This window comes from Anaerobacillus sp. CMMVII, from assembly GCF_025377685.1.
GTDB lineage: Bacteria > Bacillota > Bacilli > Bacillales > Anaerobacillaceae > Anaerobacillus.
The window spans coordinates 198,668-218,542 of the sequence record NZ_JACEHK010000002.1 but is presented as its reverse complement, the minus strand read 5'-3'; the positions used below and the strand labels follow the sequence as shown (position 1 = coordinate 218,542).

Genomic DNA, 19,875 nt, shown 5'->3' with positions numbered 1-19,875 from the left:
AGAGGCTGGGACAAAACAAAGTGTCAGACACCGCTAGGCACCGCATGTAGACATATTATTAATCTGATTGTCTATACTTAGTAGGATCCGCGTGGTGTCAGACACTTTTGTCCCAGCCTCTTTTCATTTACTGACCGGGTACATCCACAAGAACCCAACGACCAGTCGGGGATTCTCTTTGAGCTTTAAATACATATGTTTTCTCGACTTCCGCTTTGTCTTTTTCCTTAATTTTATAAGTCACAGGCATTTCAAGGACAAGATCGGTTTCTAAGGAAGGGACCAATTTCTTATCCATAATCCTAACCAATTCAATGTCTTCAAGAAGAATTGAATAGTTTTTGTCATAACCATGATAGATCAGTTTTAGCAGATCAAGATCCTGCTGATTTAAGCTGATGAAAAATAACTCAATGACTTCCTGAGCGCTAAGCTGATTTACAAATTCGGGAAGAAGTCCGGCTGCCTTATAGACCATAACCTGGTGAGACAGATCCTTTTTTCTCGTTTTATGGGTAACACTGTCTTTGAAATGTATACAAAAATGGCCAGGAAATCCATTTGCCAATGCCCCTGCTCCATGTGGCATCCCGTGCATTGATGCTGCTATTTTCTGATCATCAACATGAACAACAATCGCTCGTCTTTTCCAGCTCCATTCTCCATCATAAATCTCTTTCATTATTTTTGTGTCTTTTCTTGTTAACGGTTGAACATCCGCATGATTTCTTCCGGCTCTTCTTTGTGCCTGAAAGCTTAATCCTGTCTCTAAATCAGTAATTCTATATGTTGAATATTTCGGTAAGCGTTCATCAACTTCAGTCCAATCAAGGAGCTTGCCGAAATGTTTTCCCTCTAACACCTTAAAATATACATATAATTTTTTGGCAGTAGTTACTGGCACCGCTACCTTCTCTTTACGTAGCATATCAAAAACATCCCCATGTTCATCCATTAGGAAAATCCTTATTTCATCCATATCTTCAATTAATAGATAATTATTGGTATGTGGTAATTCAGATACTTTTTGAAGTGGTTTGGAGGTAATCAAGGACTGATATAATGATCCCGAATTAACAGATAGTACAGACTGGAATAATGAATGACTAGATGCTTTGACTAGAAACGTAAGCTTCGCTTCTGACTCGTTAGCATATGTACCTGAAGTAAATGGTTGGACCCACAAAAGCAAACATAACAAAATAATTATTTTTCTCACGCTTATCTCACCCCATGTCAAAATAAAGAGCCTACTTTACTAAATAAGAAATAAACTTTACGAAAAACAGCCTAATATAATAACTATTTGCTTTTACGTAGTAACCTAATCGGAGTAAATATTGGTATAGGCCTCAAACGAAACAAAGAGGCTGTCCCGTAAACGTTCAGCCTCTTCTAGGAATTTATTATTCTTTTTTCAACGTGAGAATTCCCTCTTTTTTTGCTGGGGTTTTTCCTTTTGATTAATGACAATGCTGTCTTTAGCTTCTAAATTTGTAAAGATAACTGGAGTAACAAGTGAAGGAACACGTTCTTTGACAAAGCTAAGATCTACTTCTAAAAGCAACTGTCCTTGTGTTATACGGTCTCCTTGTTGTACGTGAGTTTTAAACCCCTCACCTTTTAGATTAACTGTGTCTATTCCGAAGTGAATTAATACTTCGAGACCACCTGTTGATTTAATGCCAATTGCATGTTTTGTTGGGAATAGATTAACAATTTCCCCTGCAACGGGTGCAAAAACCTTTCCATCCGAAGGAACGATTGCAAAACCGTCTCCCATCATTTTTGAGAAAACACCTGATCAGGAACTTCGGTAATAGATATTATCTCCCCATTGATTGGATTTAATAGTGATGAGATTTCGTTTGAAAAACCGCTATGTCTCTTTGCCACATCTTCGTTTTCCAGCACATCTGGGAATACATCTTCAATTTGCTCCTGATTTTCAATTTCTGGAGAAACAGGTTTTGGAATTGGTCTTTTACCGTTAATAATATCTTGCATTTGACCTTTAATCGTGTCTGATTTTGGCCCAAAGATCGCTTGAATATTGTTTCCTACTTCCATAACCCCTGCTGCCCCTAATTGCTTAAGACGATTTTTATCAACATTCTGTATATCTTTAACTGAAACACGAAGTCTAGTTATACAAGCGTCTAAGTGCGAAATATTCTCTTTTCCACCCATAGCCTCTAATACTTCGAATGGTAAATCACTCTGTGGGCTATTAGGCGCAGTTCCCTCGTCAGCAGATACTGCCTCACGCCCTGGCGTCATTAAATTCCACTTTGTAATCGCAAAACGGAAACCAAAATAGTAAATAACTGCAAACACTAAGCCAACTGGTATGACAAGCCACCAGGCTGTTCGATTTGGAAGTATTCCAAAAAGGAAATAGTCAATAATTCCTCCTGAGAACGTCATCCCGATTTTTACATTGAGAATGTGCATGATCATAAATGATAGACCAGCAAAAACCGTGTGGATTCCAAACAGAACTGGTGCAACAAACAGAAATGAAAATTCAATTGGTTCTGTGATCCCCGTTAAAAATGATGTGAGTGCCGCTGACGCCATAATCCCAGCAACGATCTTCTTTTGATCAGGTCTCGCACAATGGTAGATCGCTAGGGCTGCTGCAGGTAGACCAAACATCATAAACGGAAACTTACCAGTCATGAATGTTCCAGCTGTAAGCTCGACTCCATCCTTGATTTGTTCAAAGAAGATGCGTTGGTCCCCACGAACAATTTCACCGGCTATATTCGTGTAAGAACCAAACTCAAACCAAAATGGTGCATAGAAAATATGGTGTAAACCAAACGGAATTAACGCCCGCTCAATGACACCAAAGATGAAGGCGGAAAGAGTTCGATTCGTATCAACCATATTATGTGAAAGTACGTTTAAGCCTTGTTGGGCGATTGGCCAAATATATATCATCGCGATCCCAACAATTAAGGCTGATACTGCAGTAATAATCGGTACAAATCGTTTACCTGCAAAAAAGCCTAAGTATGACGGTAATTCAATTTCAAAATAACGATTAAAGAGATAAGCTGCTAAAACACCTATGATAATCCCGCCAAAGACACCTGTTTGAAGGGTATTTATTCCAAGTACATTTGCATAACCTGGATCAGTTGCCACCATTTCTGGAGTTACCCCTAAGAGCACTCCCATTGTCACATTCATGACTAGGTAACCAATAATTGCGGCTAGGGCTGCTACCCCATCCCCTTTAGCTAACCCAATCGCTACACCAACTGCAAATAGTAGTGCTAAATTTGCAAAAACAATTCCCCCGGATTGCTCCATGACATTCGATATCATTGGGAACCAACCTGTTTCAAGAACAGGCAAACGTCTAACTAAATCTGGATTTTGCAATGCATTTCCGATAGCTAGCAAGATACCTGCAGCAGGTAAAATCGCTACTGGTGTCATTAATGCTTTACCGACTTTTTGTAACGTTCCGAATGCATTCTTCAAGTTATATCCTCCTTAAATTCATATCAGAAAAAAACTGATTCTTTTAACAAGTAGGATACCCTAACTCAAAAATTTGACTCCTATCGTCTAATTAAGGAAATACAAGGTAACTAAGTTGACATTTAGAAAAGCGCAATGCGCCCGCCTATCTGGCTAGAGCTAGACAGTTATTATGTCTTAAACTACAAAAAAGACACGGAGAAAACTCATCCGCATCCTTTTTACAGTAGTTATTAAAAAACATTACTAAAGCTCGGAATCAGCTGGATAAATGATGCCGATTTGTTTTCTTGCTTCATCAATAATTTTCAATGTTAGCAGAGAATTTTGATGTGTATTTACTGATGATTCCAACTGTTTCTCTATAATTAACCTAATAAACTCCTCAACTTCATAATACATTGGATTGCTTTCTTGAACTTCAATTAATACTTCTGTCGATCCATCCCGGTACTTAATCTCGACTTTTTCAGGAGGATTTAGTTTGTCGATTATAATAGTCCCCAATTCTCCCTGTATCTCTGTTGGAAGATATGAATTTGATATTTTCGAATGCATAATTACCGCATCCATTTGATCATATTCAAGAATCAAGCTTCCTTCACCGTCAACTCCAGTATCTAACTTATGTCCAATAGCCTTAACATTCTTAGGCTCGCCGAACAAAGAGACTAATGGAAAAATACAGTAAATTCCAATATCCATTAATGAGCCATTTGAAAATTTCGGGTCAAATGCATTAAGAATAATCCCCTCTTTATAGCGATCATAGCGAGAGGAATATTGACAATATGATGCAACGTAACGTCTCACAGGTCCGATTTTCGCTAAATGATTTTTAATAACAGAAAAGGCTGGAACGAAAGTCGTTTTCAATGCTTCCATGAGCAAAACATTGTTTGCCTTTGCAGTATCGATCATCAGTTGAAGCTCTTTGACATTACAGGCCATTGGTTTTTCACAAAGGACATGTTTATGGTGTTTCATAAACAAACAAGCTTGATTGGCATGAAAAGAATTTGGACTTGCAATATAAACCGCATCAATTTCACTACTTTTGGCCATTTCCTCAAGTGAAGTGAAAATTGTTTCTACCTGGTATTTGCTGGAGAATTCCTTTGCTCTTTCTTCAGTTCTTGAGTATATGGCAGTAAGTTTAAAATCTTTATGTTTGCTAGCCGCTTCAATAAAGCTTTCAGTTATCCAATTTGTTCCAACTACTCCGAAACGTACCATCGTTCTCCCCCTATCACTTTAATAATCCTACTAACTGAAGACCATGAAGAATACCATCTTCATCAACATTCTTAGTTACGTGTTTTGCTGCTTTTTTTACATAAGCAGAGGCATTTCCCATTGCCACACTATTTTTTACGGAGGTCAGCATTTCAATGTCATTTAACTCATCACCAAAGGCATACACATGATCAGGATGAACCCCTAGGTGATTTATGACCGCTTCAATTCCTCTCGCTTTTGAGCCACCTGTGGGCACTACATCTAACGCCTGTTCATGCCAGCGAATAAAAGTAAAATCTGCATACCTGCTAATGTAAGGGTGTTCCTCCGCTTCTTTGCATACTAGCCATGATTGATAAATTTCCCGTTCAGAAAAATAGAGCGGGTCGGTTTCTGGATAATAGCTTTTCAAAGAGTTTACAGATTGTTTTAGTCGATGGTCTAGCTCTGTCGTTGATTTCATTCCTAAATGGTCTTGATAAACAATAGGGTGTTTGTTTATTAAGGCAAACTCTGACAATGACTTTAATTTATCTTTTTGTAAGGGATTTTTAAATACTTCTTGACCATCTACAACAACGTATTGGCCGTTAAAACTCACGTATGTATGAATTTCAAGTTCTTCTCTTAATTCTTTAAACATGAATGGCGCACGCCCAGTTGCTATTGCTACCTCGTGTCCTCTTATTTTCAATTCCTTAATAGCCTCTTTCGCAGATTTCGGTACCTGCTTGTTATGATCAAGTAGCGTACCATCTAGATCAAAAAAATGATTTGCTGTTTCTGATTCATGTATTTCACCTCTCAAATATTCTACCATATGAGTGAATTTCATAATTTCTCTAATCGAGCTATATCAATCTAAATAAATGTAGTTGCGAATGGTTTCTACGCAGCTACATTTAGAACTTAGTAGCGAAAATAATGGATGATAAAATTCAGATGAAAGCCTTTTTCCTAATCAACAAAACCTCACAATTAATGTGAGGTTTGTTATCTGTTACTTTTCTAGTACCTTTGCTCTAACTAGGTTTTCAACTTCATCTGAAGTACCAAGACTTAGAGCTTCTGCTACAAGTGAACTTAGCTCTTCTTTTGATAATTTTTTGATTTGACTTCGTGCAGGAAGGATTGAAGTTGCACTCATACTAAACTCATCTAATCCTAACCCAAGTAACAATGGAATCGCTACTTCATCGCCGGCCATTTCTCCACACATTCCGGCCCATTTACCTTCTTGGTGTGCTGCTTTAATAACCATGTTTACTAGGCGTAAAATGGCTGGATTATAAGGCTGGTACAAGTAAGAAACTTGCTCATTCATCCGATCTGCTGCCATTGTGTATTGGATTAAATCATTCGTTCCAATACTGAAGAAGTCTACTTCTTTTGCAAAAAGATCAGCATTAACAGCGGTTGATGGAATTTCAACCATAATACCAACTTCCATCGCTTCAGATACAGCCACTCCAGCTTCCTTTAACTTTTCTTTCTCTTCAGCTAACATTTGCTTTGCCTGACGTAATTCCTCTAAAGTAGCAATCATCGGGAACATTACTTTTAGATTACCAAATGCACTTGCACGCAGTAGTGCTCTTAGCTGTGTTCGAAAGATCTCTTTTTCATCAAGGCATAAGCGAATTGCCCTGTAACCTAAAAACGGATTCATTTCTTTTGGTAAATCAAGATAAGGAAGCTCTTTATCGCCACCAATATCTAATGTTCTAATAACAACAGGCTTACCTGCCATTTTTTCGACAACAGTTTTATAAGCTTCAAACTGTTCTTCTTCCGTTGGCAACTTATCTCGGCCCATGTATAAGAACTCAGTTCTGTATAGACCAATTCCTTCAGCTCCATTGTTAATAACGCCTTCTAAGTCTGCAGGAGTCCCAATGTTTGCTGCAAGCTCTACATGTTGCCCGTCTTTTGAAATCGTTTGTTCGTTAACAAGCTTCGCCCATTCTGACTTTTGTGCTTCATAAGCAGTCTTTTTAGCCAGGTAATCTGCCACTTCTTGAGCTGTTGGATTGACAATAACAACGCCATCAATACCATCGACAATGACTGTTGTTCCGGCTTCGATTTGGTCTGTTGCTGTTTTTGTTCCAACGACTGCTGGTAATTCTAATGAACGTGACATGATTGCTGAATGCGATGTCCGACCACCAATATCAGTGGCAAACCCTCTTACAAATTGGCGATTTAATTGTGCCGTATCTGAGGGTGTTAAATCCTCCGCGATAATAATTACTTCCTCGTTAATTGAGGCAAGTGAAGTTGTTTGCACCCCTAATAAATGACCAATGACTCGCTTTGATACATCTCTAATATCTGCTGCACGTTCTCGCATATATTCATTATCCATGCTCTCAAACATGGAGATAAACATTCCCGAGACATCGTCCATTGCCTTTTCTGCATTAACTTTTTCAGTAGTAATTTTGTCTTTTACATTGTTGACAAGTTCTGGGTCTGAAAGAACAAGAAGATGCGCTGCAAAAATTTCAGCCTTGTCCTTGCCCATTTCTTTTTCAGTATGATCTTTAATGGCACTAACTTCTTCACGAGCTTTTTCTAATGCTTTTTCTAGTTTTTGAATTTCATGTTCTATCGAGTCTACTTGCTTTTGTTCAATTTTATAATGAGCATTTTCTAATTTAAACGCTTTAGCTATAGCAATTCCACTTGAAGCAGCAATTCCGTTTATTGTAACTGACATTATTCGCCTAAACCACCTTTAATAACCTCATCAAGTGCAGCGATTGCAGCTTCAGCATCATTACCTTCTGCTGAAATCGTAATTTGCGCACCCTTAGCAATACCTAAAGACATGACACCCATAATTGATTTTAAGTTCACACTCTTACCTTTATGTTCTAAAGAAATTTCGGCATCAAATTTACTAGCAGTATTAACTAATGTTGTAGCTGGACGTGCATGGATACCTGTTTCATCTGTAATTGTGTAAGTTTTCGTTGTCATTTTAAATTCCTCCATATATGTTTGTTTTAAAAACGCTCTATTCTAAAAGATTGTTGCTATTAGCTTTTAGGTCGTAACCAAGCGAATGCTTGGTTCTTCACGCTTAGCGTGAAGCTTTTGAGAATAAATAAGCCATTGGGACAAATAAATTTGTCCCAAAAAGCTTATTTATTCTCAAAAGGACCTAAAAGCAACAAGTGTGCTTAGAACATAACTTTTATCAATAAATATTAGCTTTACTAATATGATCCAAAACTTAATTCGTTAGCAAAAGCCAGCATATACTTTTTCACAGTTTCAGTTCCAAAGACAATTTGGAACTGGCCACCTATATAATAGACACCATGTACTCCAACTAACTGTTCTATTTCATTTTTGTTTATCCTATTTTCATCTAGAATGCCAAGTCTTAAACGTGTTGAACAGTGCATTGTAGCAATGATATTTTGGCGCCCACCTACGAACGTAAGTAGCTTTTTTTGCAATTTCCTCATTTAACATTGAAAATTGCTCAATCAAAGAGCATTAGCAATATTTTGGATGTGAAGTGCGATATAGGCCAATTCTGACTCCGGAAATTCTAAGTCATAATCCCGTTTTAGGTGTTCTTTTATTTTCGAAGCACAGATATAGGATTCTTTATATTTCATTTTGATTAAGCCAAGCATTTCTTCATCCATTTGTTGCAGTGGATCATTAGTTTCCATTGCTTGTAGGGCAAAACGGATATGGGCAATTAGTCTTTGATATGAAATTGATTCATATTGAACTTTTACATTCAGATGCGCTTCAATAATTTCAATAATCTCTTTAACAATAGCCGCTTGCTTAATTGTACTTTCCATCGAATTAGACTGCTCTTTTGCTGTATGAATATGGAGTGCGATATGGCCAACTTCATCATCAGGAATTGCAATATTTAATCGCTCTTTTATAAGATTTTGCGCCCATTGTCCAACTTGATATTCCTTTTGATAAAGAGCTTTAATTTCATTAAGTAATTTATTTTCAATTAAAAAGCCTTTCCCAATTCTTTCAATTGCAAACGAAAGGTGATCTGTTAAAGCAAGATGAATATGAGTATTAAGCGGGACCCCAAGAGTCGCTTCCGCATAACTGATAATTTCTTCTGCAATCTCTATATGACTTACAGGTAACGTTCTTAATAATTCTTGAAAACGTTCATTTTCCTCAGCCATAACAAAGATTTTCTCAATCTTTTCTTTCTCTATTTCATCACCTTTTCGTTTATTAAAGCCAATTCCAGATCCCATGACGATTTTTTCGTAATGCTCATCATTGACTACAACTGTATTATTGTTCAAGACTTTTTTATTTTCATGCCGTACACTCCTTAACAAACCTTAATTTCGCCTTTTATTATTATTCTTACTTAATATGCCAGAGATTGAAACCTTTTTAACCACTCTATTTTAATAGTAACAATAACAATAATTTTACGAAATAAGCAAAAATAGCAAATCTAATTATGATTTAAGCTTCGTTTGTATGAGTGGTGTAATCCCTTTCTCACATTGTGTTTCATTAAGCTTTTCAATTATTTCCAAAATATCTCCATTTGTAATGACAACTGGGGTGATCGTACTAGCCGCTTTTTCTTTAATGAGTTCCAAATCAAAGCTAATAAGTTTGTCGCCAACTTTTACCTTATCTCCTTCATTCACATGGCCGGTAAACCCTTCTCCCTTCATCGTAACTGTTTCTAACCCAACATGAATAAGGATTTCTAAGCCAGTGGTTGACTTAATTCCAATCGCGTGTTTTGTATGAAAAAACTGGATAATCTCACCGTCAACTGGTGAAACAACTGTACCTTCTATCGGTTCAATAGCAATGCCATCTCCCATCATTTTTTGAGAAAAAACCGGATCTGGAACATCTTCAAGATTTTTCACCTTACCTGTTAGTGGTGCCAAGATTGTTTCTTCCGTCTTTTTAGGAGTTAATCCAAATAATTTTTTCAACATAACTTATAACCTCCTTTACTAATTCGCCAAACCCTCTGTTTTCAATACTTCTTCAATTTTTTCTAATGCTTGCTTTGCGTCTGTTCCATCTGCAGTAATTTTAATTTGTGCATTTTCAGGAATTCCTAAAGACATTACTCCCATAATCGATTTTAAATTTACCGATTTTTCTTTGTATTCTAAGTGGATGTCAGCCTCGAAACCACTTGCCGCTTGGACAAGTAATGTAGCTGGACGTGCATGTAAACCTGATTTGCTGATTACTATAAACTGCTTTTCCATTTTCAACATTCTCCTTTTGTTCGATGAATAGTTTTAGTATTTGTCTAATGTTCCATAAACATAAAAAAGGCATGAGGGAAAAGGTGTTCCAAATATAGACAGAAACGTCCTGTCTATCAACACCATTTTCACTCATGCCTGATCTAATCAGTAACACGTGAAGTTATATTTAATTTTTTATCGAATTAAGGATATCAATACTTTTAAAAAAATGCAACAGTTATACAATCTTTTCAACAGATAGTCACATCTTATTTTTGGTATGGGATGTTGAGTAATTCAGGCACAGTGACAAACTCATATCCTTGCTCTTTTAGTGTTGGAATGATTTGTCTTAGTGAATCGATTGTATTCGTACGATCAGCATCCCAATCACCACCATCATGCATTAATATAATTGCCCCTGGCTGAACGTTGTCCAATACATTAGCGGCAATTACAGCCGGTGGTTCCTCTTCCCAATCTAGGGAATCTACCGACCAAACGATGATGTAATAATTTAGTTCTGCTAACTTTTCAACCAGTTCATTATACAAAAATCCATATGGAGCACGAAATAGTTTTGTTCGATAGCCTATCAGATCATTAAGGGTATCTTCAGTTCTAGTGACCTCGCGCTCTAAGGTTGCGATATCTCCTTCTTTGACAAGGTTTGGGTGAAAATAGGTATGATTTCCGATAATATGCCCTTCATTAATCATCCGCTGGACAATTTCTGGGTAGGCTATGGCTCTTGAACCCATCAAGAAAAACGTGGCAGGTACATTATACTCCCTTAAAACATCTAAGACTTGCTCAGAAAACCGTGGATCTGGACCATCATCAAACGTTATAGCGATTCTGTTTTGGGTTGCCGGACCTTGTAACACGACTGTCTCAGGATACCTTTGTTGCAAGACAATGTTCGAAATCGGTTGTTGTCGATTACGTTCAGAGTTTTCTGACCCACCACCTAAACGGGGAAATTCTTCATCTTTCTTCGTATCTTTTTTCCACCAAAAATGTTGTTCTACTTCCCCTGAATTACTATCATTTGCATAGATAGTCAATTCTCCTGAAACAACAGTAAACACTACAAATAACATGATTAATATAAACTTTAGACATCTTACATACATTTTTTCAGCTCCTACTATTTTTCTTTTACTACCTAAATATTTTTTTCTAATAAAGGAAATCTATTCATCAAACAAAGTCATCTCGTTAATACTATTAGCGTTTTAACGCAGCGTGAAGTTATAACAAGAAAAGCGCAAGCACCCTGTTAAGCCCCGACTAGCAAATGTTCTTCGAGAAAAAAGTGTGCTCTTTCACTTTTATTCTCGAAGGTTATTTGACCTCGAGGGGCTGGGCGGTGGAGCTAGACAGTTATTACGTTGAAATTTTATACATTCTTATCTTTTTAGAAAAGCGCAAGGCGCCCGCCTATCGGGCACAAGCAAATGTTCAGTCAGATTAAAAGTGCTCTTTTCACTTTTATATCTGGCAGGTTATTTGACCTCGAGCCAAGAACATCCTCGAATCAACTCCATCGTACCTTTGCGACGAGTAACGGATGGCGCCTGTAGCTAGACACCAAGTACTAAAAACGCATATGCTTTCTTATCTTTCCATAAAAAATAGGAGTCCAGATTTGGACCCCCATACCTCTTTTACTCATTTACTTGAAACCAGCCATTACTGATTGTTTGCTTATACCAGTAAAAGCTATCCTTTTTTGTTCTCTCGAGTGTGCGGTAATTAACATGAACAATACCGAAACGTTTACTATAACCTTCTGCCCATTCAAAGTTATCTAGTAATGACCATGTTAAATATCCCTTAATGTTAACTCCACTTTCGATGGCCCTGTTTAAGGAAACTAGATGCTGCTGTAGATACTCAATCCGTCCTTCGTCCTTTACACGGCGATCAATTGGTTCGTCGTTGTAGCAAGCGCCATTTTCCGTAATATAAATTGGGGTTTGACCATACGTTTCATGTATATAACATAGTACCTTATAAAAACCTTCCGGATAGACGTTCCATCCAATGTCTGTTTTTTTATATCCTGCATCTACACGCTCATGATCAAAAAGACCAGCATTTTCCTTAAAACGCCCTACACTTCCTGTATAATAATTAATACCTAAGAAATCAATAGGCTGATGGATGATCTCCATATCACCGTCTTCTATCCTTAATTGAACTCCTTTTTTCCCAAACCACTCAACCATGAACTGTGGATAAGAACCCTTAAATACCGGATCAAAAAACCATTCAATAAACCATGCACCGGCTCTAGTACATGCATCAATATCCTCTTGCTTATTACTGTACGGTTCATTCCATTCAACGTTAGGTGCATAACCAATTTGTCCATCAATTTTTAACTCTCTAAATTTAATGACTGCTTTTCCATGGGCGACTAAGAGGTTGTGAGCGATGCTGGTTGCTAATTGCAAGTCTGTATAGCCTGGAGCGTGCAAACCGAGATAATTTGATAAATAAGAAACACACCATGGCTCATTTAATGTGATCCAAAATTTAATTTTCCCGGTGAATTCTTTAAACATAGTTTCTGCATAATTAACAAAAGCCTCGATGGTTTCCCGATTATCCCATCCGCCTTTATCCTGGAGACTTTGCGGGAGGTCCCAGTGGTACAGTGTACACATCGGCTCTATCCCGTTTTCTAGTAGCTTATCAACAAATTTATGATAAAAATCTAACCCTTCCTTATTTACCTTTCCTGTTCCTTCAGGAAAAATTCTTGACCAAGCTACTGAAAAACGGTAAGAGTTAATCCCTAAATCTTTCATAATTTCAATATCTTCTTCAAATCGATGATAGCTATCACATGCAATATCACCATTATCTCCATTTTTCACCTTACCAGGGGTCTTTGAAAACGTGTCCCAAATTGATAGACCTCTGCCCCCTTCCTTTACTGCACCTTCAATTTGATATGAAGCTGTAGCAGCTCCCCATTTCATTTCATTCGAAAATTTAACAATTGCCATTATTCGTCCTCCAATATTCCTGGATTATTTTAAGGTTTACCAAAAACTGAGCAAAGCGATCTTCTGATGTTAGATTATTTTAATAGTTTCAATATATCATAAGGGAGATCAAACTTTTCATTATTAATAATAAGTTTTGGCAAATCCCCTTCGTCAGCCCCTTTAAGTAAATTCATTTCTTTATGAATGCCTTCCATTTTTTTATCTAGTTTAGTAGCTGAAAGTGCTGCATCCTTCAGTTATAGTAAATTTTGTGCTCTAGACTTGCCCTAAAGTCCTTGGCGAACGTATGAATTTGAACTTCGACACAAACATTTTCTTCTCTGTCAGACGAGACCTTAATATATCATGTCGTTACTAGCTATTTTAAAAAGCAAATATCTTTGAGAAAACAGCTTTTTAAAACAACAAAATAGCCCTTAAGACAAGGACCTTATCTAAGAGCTCTACTTTTATAATCTATTTATCTATTTACTAGCTATAGTGTTACTAAAATAATAAAAATTCCAATAACCGATAAGATAGTTAGATGTGCTCCATTTGCTCTTAGACCAACTTGAACACCTGACCACCCTAAAAAGCGACTTACCATTAAATTCAATCCAGAAAATGGACTCAAGACCGTAGATATTGACCAGGAAAGCAAGAGTAAAATAGCTAAACTCAAGGTACTTATCCCTAATTGATGTGGATCTAACTGCATTGCTAACGCAGCTATTACAGCGATCTGATGAATTCCTATATACGTAAAAATTAATACTATACCCATGACAAAGAGGATAAACAGCAAAACAGACTTATTTGCAACCATTGTTAAGTAACCACTTAATTTAATTGCAAAATTTGTTCCTTGAATGGCATGTCCTAGCAACCCTGCACTGGTAAATAACATAATTTCATTGTTAAGCGCGGGAACCGATATATCTTTAAACGCCTTCCATTGAGGATAAAGCCTCTTCCAACCATTCGTCGTGATTCCCCAAACTATCGGAAAAGCAATTGATATTAAACTAACAATGACGAGCATCGACCATTTTGTTACAAACTCAATGACTAATGAAATAATTATTAGACCCGCCACAAACAAAGCCAACTTTATTAGCTGCTTTTGGTGATTACTTCCTATCGGAACTTTTAAATGTTCTTCCTGCACAAGCTGATTTTTCTTTGTCCAGAGAGCAAACATTATATTCCCTACTATTAATGAAACAAACGCCAAGCCGATCCCATATAGAATATATTGGCCAACTGGCATTTCCAAATAATAGAGGACTAAAGATACAGACCCAAAATATGGAGACCACATAATAGCTGTTGAAAATCCGACTAAGTAACTCTTGGCATACACGGCCGGTGGTAGTTTCAATTCTGTTAAGAATTCGTGTATAATTCGGACTGAGCCTAAGCTAAGTATCGGACTTAAAATAAATAATGAAGACGTAATTCCAGCAAACAATTTCCTTGGCTGATAGATTAGTTTCCTTAATAAAACGTTTACTGCTTCAAAATACCCATCTAGTTTTATCGGAACTGAAAGAAGTGGTGTGAGTATAACTAGACATAGTAAAGGTAAGATTACCAAAACCCCTTGACTAACTCCCGCTATCCCAGTACCTTTTTGATATTCTAAAAAAATTCCAAGAACCATCATAAAATCCCAATAGTTCTTGGAAAGCCGGATGACTTGATCGCACTCACTAGAAAAGCTAATAGTACCATAATGACAACAAGTATCTCCAACCAATTAAGATTTAGAAAATATTGAAGCAAAAATAACATACACATTAGTAAAATGACATAACTTCTCATAAAACGAAACACTTCTTTCTACTTAAATTAAATAAGTGAAGAAAGTTTACGTAATTGGTGCAGGATTAAACAACGTCAAATCGTTATGTAATCCCCATTGATCTGCCCAAGTTTTCTTCTTACCACTAGCAACATCTAGGATAAAATGAAACAACTCCCATCCTACATCTTCAATTGTTGCTTCACCAGTCGCAATTGTACCTGCATTAATATCAATTAAATCTCCCCATTGTTCTAAAAGTGCATTTCGGGTTGAAACCTTGATTACCGGTGCCATAGACAATCCATAAGGCGTTCCTCTCCCGGTAGTAAAAACCTGTAAATGCATTCCAGACGCTAATTGCAAAGTACCACAAACAAAATCACTCGCCGGAGTTGCAGCAAAGATTAACCCCTTTTCATTTGCTTTTTCACCTGGAGACAAAACAGCGACAATAGGACTTGTTCCGGACTTAGCAATAGATCCTAAGGATTTCTCAACTACATTGGCCAAACCGCCCTTCTTATTTCCAGGGGAAGGATTAGCACTGCGATCTGCCTCTCCTTTTTGTAAATAATCATCGTACCATTTCATCTCACGAATAAGTGCCTGACCAACTTCGTTACTTACAGCTCTGGGAGTTAGAAGATGAACTGCATCCCTCACCTCAGTAACTTCGGAAAATAAGACAGTTGCGCCAGCACGAACCAATAAATCGGCTGTAAAGCCTACAGCAGGATTAGCAGTTACTCCAGAAAAAGCATCGCTACCACCACATTGAAGCCCCACTACTAAATCTGACACTGAACAGGTCTCTCTTTGGCGACCATTTAATTTATTTAATTTTTGCTCTGCCATTTCCATGATAGTTTCTACCATCTTCATAAAGCCTTGTTGCTCTTGCAAAAATACAATATTTGAACTACTTCCATCAGGGGTAAGTCTTTCAGGAACCAATTTCTCGCATCCAAGACTAACGACCATAACCTCACCACCAAAGTTAGGGTGTAATGCAATATTTTGGAGAGTTCGGATTGGAACTTTTGCCTCAGGTGCATTAATCGCTACACCACAACCGTATGTGTGATTTAGCGCAACAACATCATCAACATTTGGATGCTTAGGTAACAATTCCTCTTTTATTTTCGAAACTACATGATTTAATACACCTGCGACACATTGAACACTCGTCGTAATACCAAGGATATTCTTTATACCTGCAGTTCCATTTTCGTTTCGGTAACCCTCAAATGTATATCCTTCCAAGGGAGGTAACAACTTAGGAATTTTATTTGCTACAGAAAGTTCATCTAGTTTAGGCGGGATTGGCATTTCTATCAATGACTCCTCGACCCAACTACCCTTTTTTATAAATTGATTAGCATAGCCTATCACTTCACCATATCGAACAATCGCTTGACCTTCTTCTAAATCTTGTAAATTCACTTTATGACCTTGTGGAACGCGTTCTCTTAATTTCAAACCACAAGAAAATTCTGTTCCAATCTCTAAACCTCCTGTGTTAACAATAATCGCTACATTATCTTCAGAATGCACTTTTATATATAGGGGAGCTTCTAAAAGCTTTTCATTCATGTTCATTCTTATCTCTCCTCAAGTCACCGAAAGTTATAGTTTATATAGAAAAAGGGACTTGAAACCACGGTCTTATCGTATGAGAGAATGCTAGCAAGTCCAACAAACCCTTTGCTAGTATCCTCCAATCCGTTAGAAACATAGTTTTAAGTACCCTCAATTATTCATACTGACTCTTATTGCATACTATTATATAATTCTTGATATTGTTCGCGGACTTTTGTCATATACTCAACTGCTTCAGCGGGACCCATAAAAGTAGGGGTAACAATATGTGACTCAGAAGAAGTTTTAAATTCTTCGTTTGTCGTAATTACCTTCTCCATTGCAGCTGAGAACTTGTTTACAATCTCTTCAGGTGTTCCTTTTGGGAACCCCCAGTAAAATAATTTATTAACTACTGCATCTACACCTTGTTCTTTAAATGTTGGTACTTCTGGCATTTCAGGTAATCTTTCCTCAGAGATAACTCCTAAAGCTTTCATATCCCCTGATTCGATATAGGCTTGCACTAATCCAAGTTGAGTTGGAAGGATATCAACATGCCCACCTAGTAAAGCGGCAATTTTATCTGCTGCCCCACCTGCGTCTACCAATCTTAATTCAGTATCAGTTGTGTTTTGGAAAGCGAGTAATTGCATGTAAGTATGTGCACCGATTTCAGTGGCAACTGTTACTTGGTTTGGGTTCGCCTTCGCATGTGAAATAAGATCCTCTAATGAGTTAAAAGGTGAATCTCCTTTAACTAGGAACGCATTTCCTTCATCTAAAACACTAATCCCTGCAATCTCAAACTCATCAAACGAGAATTCAGCTAATCCGAAAATATTATTCAAAATAGTTGCATCATGATAAGCAAAGTACAGTGTACCCATCTGCTGGAGAGTCGAGAACTTGTTGTGAACCTACAGTACCACCAGCTCCACCTACGTTAGAACGACAACTGGCTTCCCTAATTCATCTTCTAAAAATCTAGCTAAGTTTCTAGTATTTCGATCTGTGTCTCCGCCAGCACCTACTGGGGCAATTACTTGAATTGGTTTGGTAGGATAGTCAATTTCTTCTGCTGGCTTCTCTTCGTTTGGTGCTTCGGTTTTTGGCTCTTCACTAGGCTTTGGATCATTTTGAGTTTCTGAACTGCTACAACCTATGGCCATTGCCATAAAAAACATCGCTACTAGCAAAAGTAAAATTGACTTAAAATTCTTTTTCATTTAGACCCCTCCTGATACTTTCATTTTTTTTTGGTTATTGTAATTTTTTCCATAGTTTGAAAACTACAGAAAAAACTGCAATTGATAAGAAAAATACTGCAATTGGTTTTGTTAAAAACGGAAGAAAATCACCGTCAGTTAGCATTAAACCTCGACGTAAGTTCGTTTCTAGTAAAGGCCCTAATATAAATCCTAAAATTATTGGTGTTAATGGGAATTTAAATTTGATAAGTAAATAACCTAATACTCCAAAAAATACTAACGCACCTGCATCAAACAACGGTTATTTGCTCCGAAAGCCCCTACTACACATAAAGTAATGATAATTGGTAGTAAAATGTGTTGTGGAATATTTAGTAATCTTACAAAGAAGCGCATCCCACTTAGCATTAGAATAATCATTGCTATATTCGCGATAATTAATGCAGCGAAAATTCCATAAACGACTGTTGGAAATTGTGTAAAAATAATGGACCTGGCTGTATTCCGTGAATGATTAACCCACCCAATAACATTGCTGTAACGGTATCCCCTGGGATACCTAGAGCAATTAAAGGAACTAGTGCGCCTCCAACAGCAGCATTATTTGCCGATTCTGAAGCAACAACACCATCTGGAGTTCCTTTCCCGAATTTCTCAGGTGTTTTTGACTGATTTTTTGCTGCAACATAAGCAATAATATTTGCTGTACCCCCACCAATACCCGGAAGAATTCCAATGGCTATCCCGATTAATGATGATCTTAAAAAGTTCCAGCCTTGCTTGAAGAACTCAGCAATAGAAAACCCAAACCTTTTATTTTGTATTCAATCTTCTTAATCGTTGTCGGATCTATTTTTGTTTCTGCTATCCTTAAAATCTCAGATACTGCAAATAAGCCAATTAATACCGGTAAAAGATTAAAGCCTGCATCTAATTGCTTAAAACCAAAGGTAAACCTTGAGAAGGCATCAATAGGTGCTGAACCTACCATTGCCAAAGAAATTCCTATTAATCCACTTAAAACACCTTTTACAATTGATCCGTCTGAAAGACTCGATATAAGTGTTAATGCAAAGACAGTAATTGCAAAATACTCAAATGGGCCAAATTTTAAAGCAACTCCTGCTAATGGAGGTGAGATTAGTGTTAAGGCAATAATACTTAACAATCCACCTAAAAATGAAAAGACTATCGCTAAGCCAAACGCTTTTCCAGCCTCTCCTTTTTGTGCCATTGGGAAGCCATCGAATGTTGTTGCTATTGATGACGGGGTTCCTGGTAGCTTTAACAGAATTGCTGGAATTAGCCCTCCAGATACTCCCCCTATATAAAGTCCCATAAGTAATGACATCCCTTGGCTAGGACCCATCGCATACGTAATAGGCAAACATATCGCCACTGCCATCGTTGCTGTTAAACCTGGAATTGATCCGAAAATCAATCCAAGTGCTGTACCCAAAAAGATTAATACCATCGTATTGAGTGTAAATATTTCAGCGAACCTGCTAATATTAAGTCAAACATGGGGAAGCCTCCTTATCCCAATAAACCAGCTGGTAGCATTAAATACAGTAAATGCTTAAAAACGTAGTACACGGAAACCGAAACGAATACGGAAATAATTAGGAATAATACATATCTTCGTTGAGTTTCATGTGCCAATAAACACATTTGAATAAAAAGATAAAGAACCGTAGAGATAATAAATCCTAAAAATGGCATTAGAGCTACATAAACAATAATTAAACTTAGGGTAATAAGAACGGACAAGAACTTTTTTGGACTATCTTGATCATCGCTACGAATTTCCTCAGAACCAGTTTCAACATCGCTGCTTGCTTCCGCTGCCAATTCCCGCTCACTCTGCTCCATTACTTCATCTAGCTTTTTCTGAACTCTCACTTTATTAATTCCTTGAATTAGTAAGATTAAGCTAAAGAAGAAGATCCCCCCTGCTACGATTTGAGGTAAAAATTGTGAACCAACTTTTGAAACTGTTAACTGCTTGATACTTAAGGAAGAAAGATAATAAACAACTGCGAATGCTAGCAAGAATATTCCAGCATAAACATCTCCATATTTTTTTAGCATAATGACCTCCATTAACTCATGCTAGATTGCATAACAAATTTGATTAGGATGTAGCTAGTCACCTTTCTATTAAACCGCTTACATTTTCAAGCTGAAATAATTTATCGGAATTTCTATCACAATATAAATAAATTTTATTAAAACAAGAGGGATATTCATCGTTCACGAAGCTAAACTTTCTAACTATTTTTTGTTCAAATGACCAAAAGTTT

21 protein-coding genes and 1 pseudogene are annotated in these 19,875 nt (G+C 37.1%); all 22 read right to left on the bottom strand.

What is annotated here, in order from left to right; genetic code table 11:
* Positions 1-127: 127 nt before the first annotated feature.
* The 22 genes and pseudogenes from H1D32_RS05165 to H1D32_RS05060 all read right to left on the bottom strand — a co-directional run bounded on the left by H1D32_RS05165 (position 128) and on the right by H1D32_RS05060 (position 19,663).
* On the bottom strand, positions 128-1,219 hold the full coding sequence (locus H1D32_RS05165) for a hypothetical protein (RefSeq protein ID WP_261177136.1): 1,092 nt from the start codon (positions 1,217-1,219) through the stop codon (positions 128-130).
* A gap of 198 nt (positions 1,220-1,417) precedes the next feature.
* The gene (locus H1D32_RS25285; RefSeq protein ID WP_396126146.1) at positions 1,418-1,786 is read right to left on the bottom strand and encodes a PTS sugar transporter subunit IIA; all 369 of its coding nucleotides are present in this window, start codon (positions 1,784-1,786) and stop codon (positions 1,418-1,420) included.
* Positions 1,783-3,495 carry a glucose-specific PTS transporter subunit IIBC gene (gene ptsG, locus H1D32_RS05160; RefSeq protein ID WP_396126145.1) on the bottom strand — a complete coding sequence of 571 codons (1,713 nt, stop codon included), beginning with the start codon at positions 3,493-3,495 and terminating at the stop codon, positions 1,783-1,785. The genes H1D32_RS25285 and ptsG overlap by 4 nt, the downstream gene beginning before the upstream one ends.
* Before the next feature lie 246 nt (positions 3,496-3,741).
* A complete protein-coding gene (locus H1D32_RS05155; RefSeq protein ID WP_261177135.1) occupies positions 3,742-4,731 on the bottom strand; it encodes a Gfo/Idh/MocA family protein in 990 nt (329 codons plus the stop codon).
* A gap of 13 nt (positions 4,732-4,744) precedes the next feature.
* Positions 4,745-5,554, bottom strand: coding sequence for a Cof-type HAD-IIB family hydrolase (locus tag H1D32_RS05150; RefSeq protein ID WP_396126157.1), 810 nt, complete (start codon positions 5,552-5,554; stop codon positions 4,745-4,747).
* A 180-nt stretch (positions 5,555-5,734) separates the two neighbouring features.
* Entirely contained in the window at positions 5,735-7,456 is a 1,722-nt protein-coding gene (gene ptsP / locus H1D32_RS05145; protein WP_261177133.1) for a phosphoenolpyruvate--protein phosphotransferase, read from the bottom strand.
* Positions 7,456-7,719, bottom strand: coding sequence for a phosphocarrier protein HPr (locus H1D32_RS05140; RefSeq protein ID WP_261177132.1), 264 nt, complete (start codon positions 7,717-7,719; stop codon positions 7,456-7,458). The genes ptsP and H1D32_RS05140 overlap by 1 nt, the downstream gene beginning before the upstream one ends.
* A 239-nt stretch (positions 7,720-7,958) precedes the next feature.
* A complete protein-coding gene (locus tag H1D32_RS05135; protein WP_261177131.1) occupies positions 7,959-8,204 on the bottom strand; it encodes a PTS glucose/sucrose transporter subunit IIB in 246 nt (81 codons plus the stop codon).
* Between the two features lie 30 nt (positions 8,205-8,234).
* Positions 8,235-9,080, bottom strand: a complete 846-nt coding sequence (locus tag H1D32_RS05130) for a PRD domain-containing protein (protein ID WP_261177129.1) — start codon at positions 9,078-9,080, stop codon at positions 8,235-8,237.
* A 126-nt stretch (positions 9,081-9,206) separates the two neighbouring features.
* A complete protein-coding gene (locus H1D32_RS05125) occupies positions 9,207-9,707 on the bottom strand; it encodes a PTS sugar transporter subunit IIA (protein ID WP_261177128.1) in 501 nt (166 codons plus the stop codon).
* 18 nt (positions 9,708-9,725) lie between these two features.
* Positions 9,726-9,989: a phosphocarrier protein HPr gene (locus tag H1D32_RS05120; protein WP_261177127.1), complete on the bottom strand. Its 264-nt coding sequence runs from the start codon at positions 9,987-9,989 to the stop codon at positions 9,726-9,728.
* A 251-nt stretch (positions 9,990-10,240) separates the two neighbouring features.
* On the bottom strand, positions 10,241-11,107 hold the full coding sequence (locus H1D32_RS05115) for a polysaccharide deacetylase family protein (RefSeq protein ID WP_261177126.1): 867 nt from the start codon (positions 11,105-11,107) through the stop codon (positions 10,241-10,243).
* A gap of 534 nt (positions 11,108-11,641) precedes the next feature.
* Positions 11,642-12,991 carry a GH1 family beta-glucosidase gene (locus H1D32_RS05110; protein WP_261177125.1) on the bottom strand — a complete coding sequence of 450 codons (1,350 nt, stop codon included), beginning with the start codon at positions 12,989-12,991 and terminating at the stop codon, positions 11,642-11,644.
* Positions 12,992-13,065: 74 nt separating this feature from the next.
* Positions 13,066-13,188, bottom strand: a complete 123-nt coding sequence (locus H1D32_RS05105) for a hypothetical protein (RefSeq protein WP_261177124.1) — start codon at positions 13,186-13,188, stop codon at positions 13,066-13,068.
* A gap of 281 nt (positions 13,189-13,469) precedes the next feature.
* Positions 13,470-14,642 carry a hypothetical protein gene (locus H1D32_RS05095; RefSeq protein WP_261177123.1) on the bottom strand — a complete coding sequence of 391 codons (1,173 nt, stop codon included), beginning with the start codon at positions 14,640-14,642 and terminating at the stop codon, positions 13,470-13,472.
* Positions 14,643-14,846: 204 nt separating this feature from the next.
* Entirely contained in the window at positions 14,847-16,382 is a 1,536-nt protein-coding gene (gene garD / locus H1D32_RS05090) for a galactarate dehydratase (protein ID WP_261177121.1), read from the bottom strand.
* A gap of 170 nt (positions 16,383-16,552) precedes the next feature.
* The gene (locus H1D32_RS05085; RefSeq protein WP_261177120.1) at positions 16,553-17,212 is read right to left on the bottom strand and encodes a tripartite tricarboxylate transporter substrate binding protein; all 660 of its coding nucleotides are present in this window, start codon (positions 17,210-17,212) and stop codon (positions 16,553-16,555) included.
* 90 nt (positions 17,213-17,302) lie between these two features.
* The gene (locus H1D32_RS05080) at positions 17,303-17,590 is read right to left on the bottom strand and encodes a type 2 periplasmic-binding domain-containing protein (RefSeq protein WP_261177118.1); all 288 of its coding nucleotides are present in this window, start codon (positions 17,588-17,590) and stop codon (positions 17,303-17,305) included.
* A gap of 34 nt (positions 17,591-17,624) precedes the next feature.
* Positions 17,625-17,870 (bottom strand): hypothetical protein, encoded by a 246-nt coding sequence (locus H1D32_RS05075; protein WP_261177117.1) that lies wholly within the window; start codon positions 17,868-17,870, stop codon positions 17,625-17,627.
* Positions 17,849-18,369: pseudogene (locus H1D32_RS05070) on the bottom strand (tripartite tricarboxylate transporter permease). Before H1D32_RS05070 ends, H1D32_RS05075 begins: the two are co-directional and overlap by 22 nt.
* Positions 18,333-19,031: a tripartite tricarboxylate transporter permease gene (locus H1D32_RS05065; RefSeq protein WP_261177116.1), complete on the bottom strand. Its 699-nt coding sequence runs from the start codon at positions 19,029-19,031 to the stop codon at positions 18,333-18,335. The pseudogene H1D32_RS05070 and the gene H1D32_RS05065 overlap by 37 nt, the downstream one beginning before the upstream one ends.
* Positions 19,032-19,108: 77 nt before the next feature.
* Positions 19,109-19,663 (bottom strand): tripartite tricarboxylate transporter TctB family protein, encoded by a 555-nt coding sequence (locus tag H1D32_RS05060; RefSeq protein WP_261177114.1) that lies wholly within the window; start codon positions 19,661-19,663, stop codon positions 19,109-19,111.
* Between the last annotated feature and the right edge of the window lie 212 nt (positions 19,664-19,875).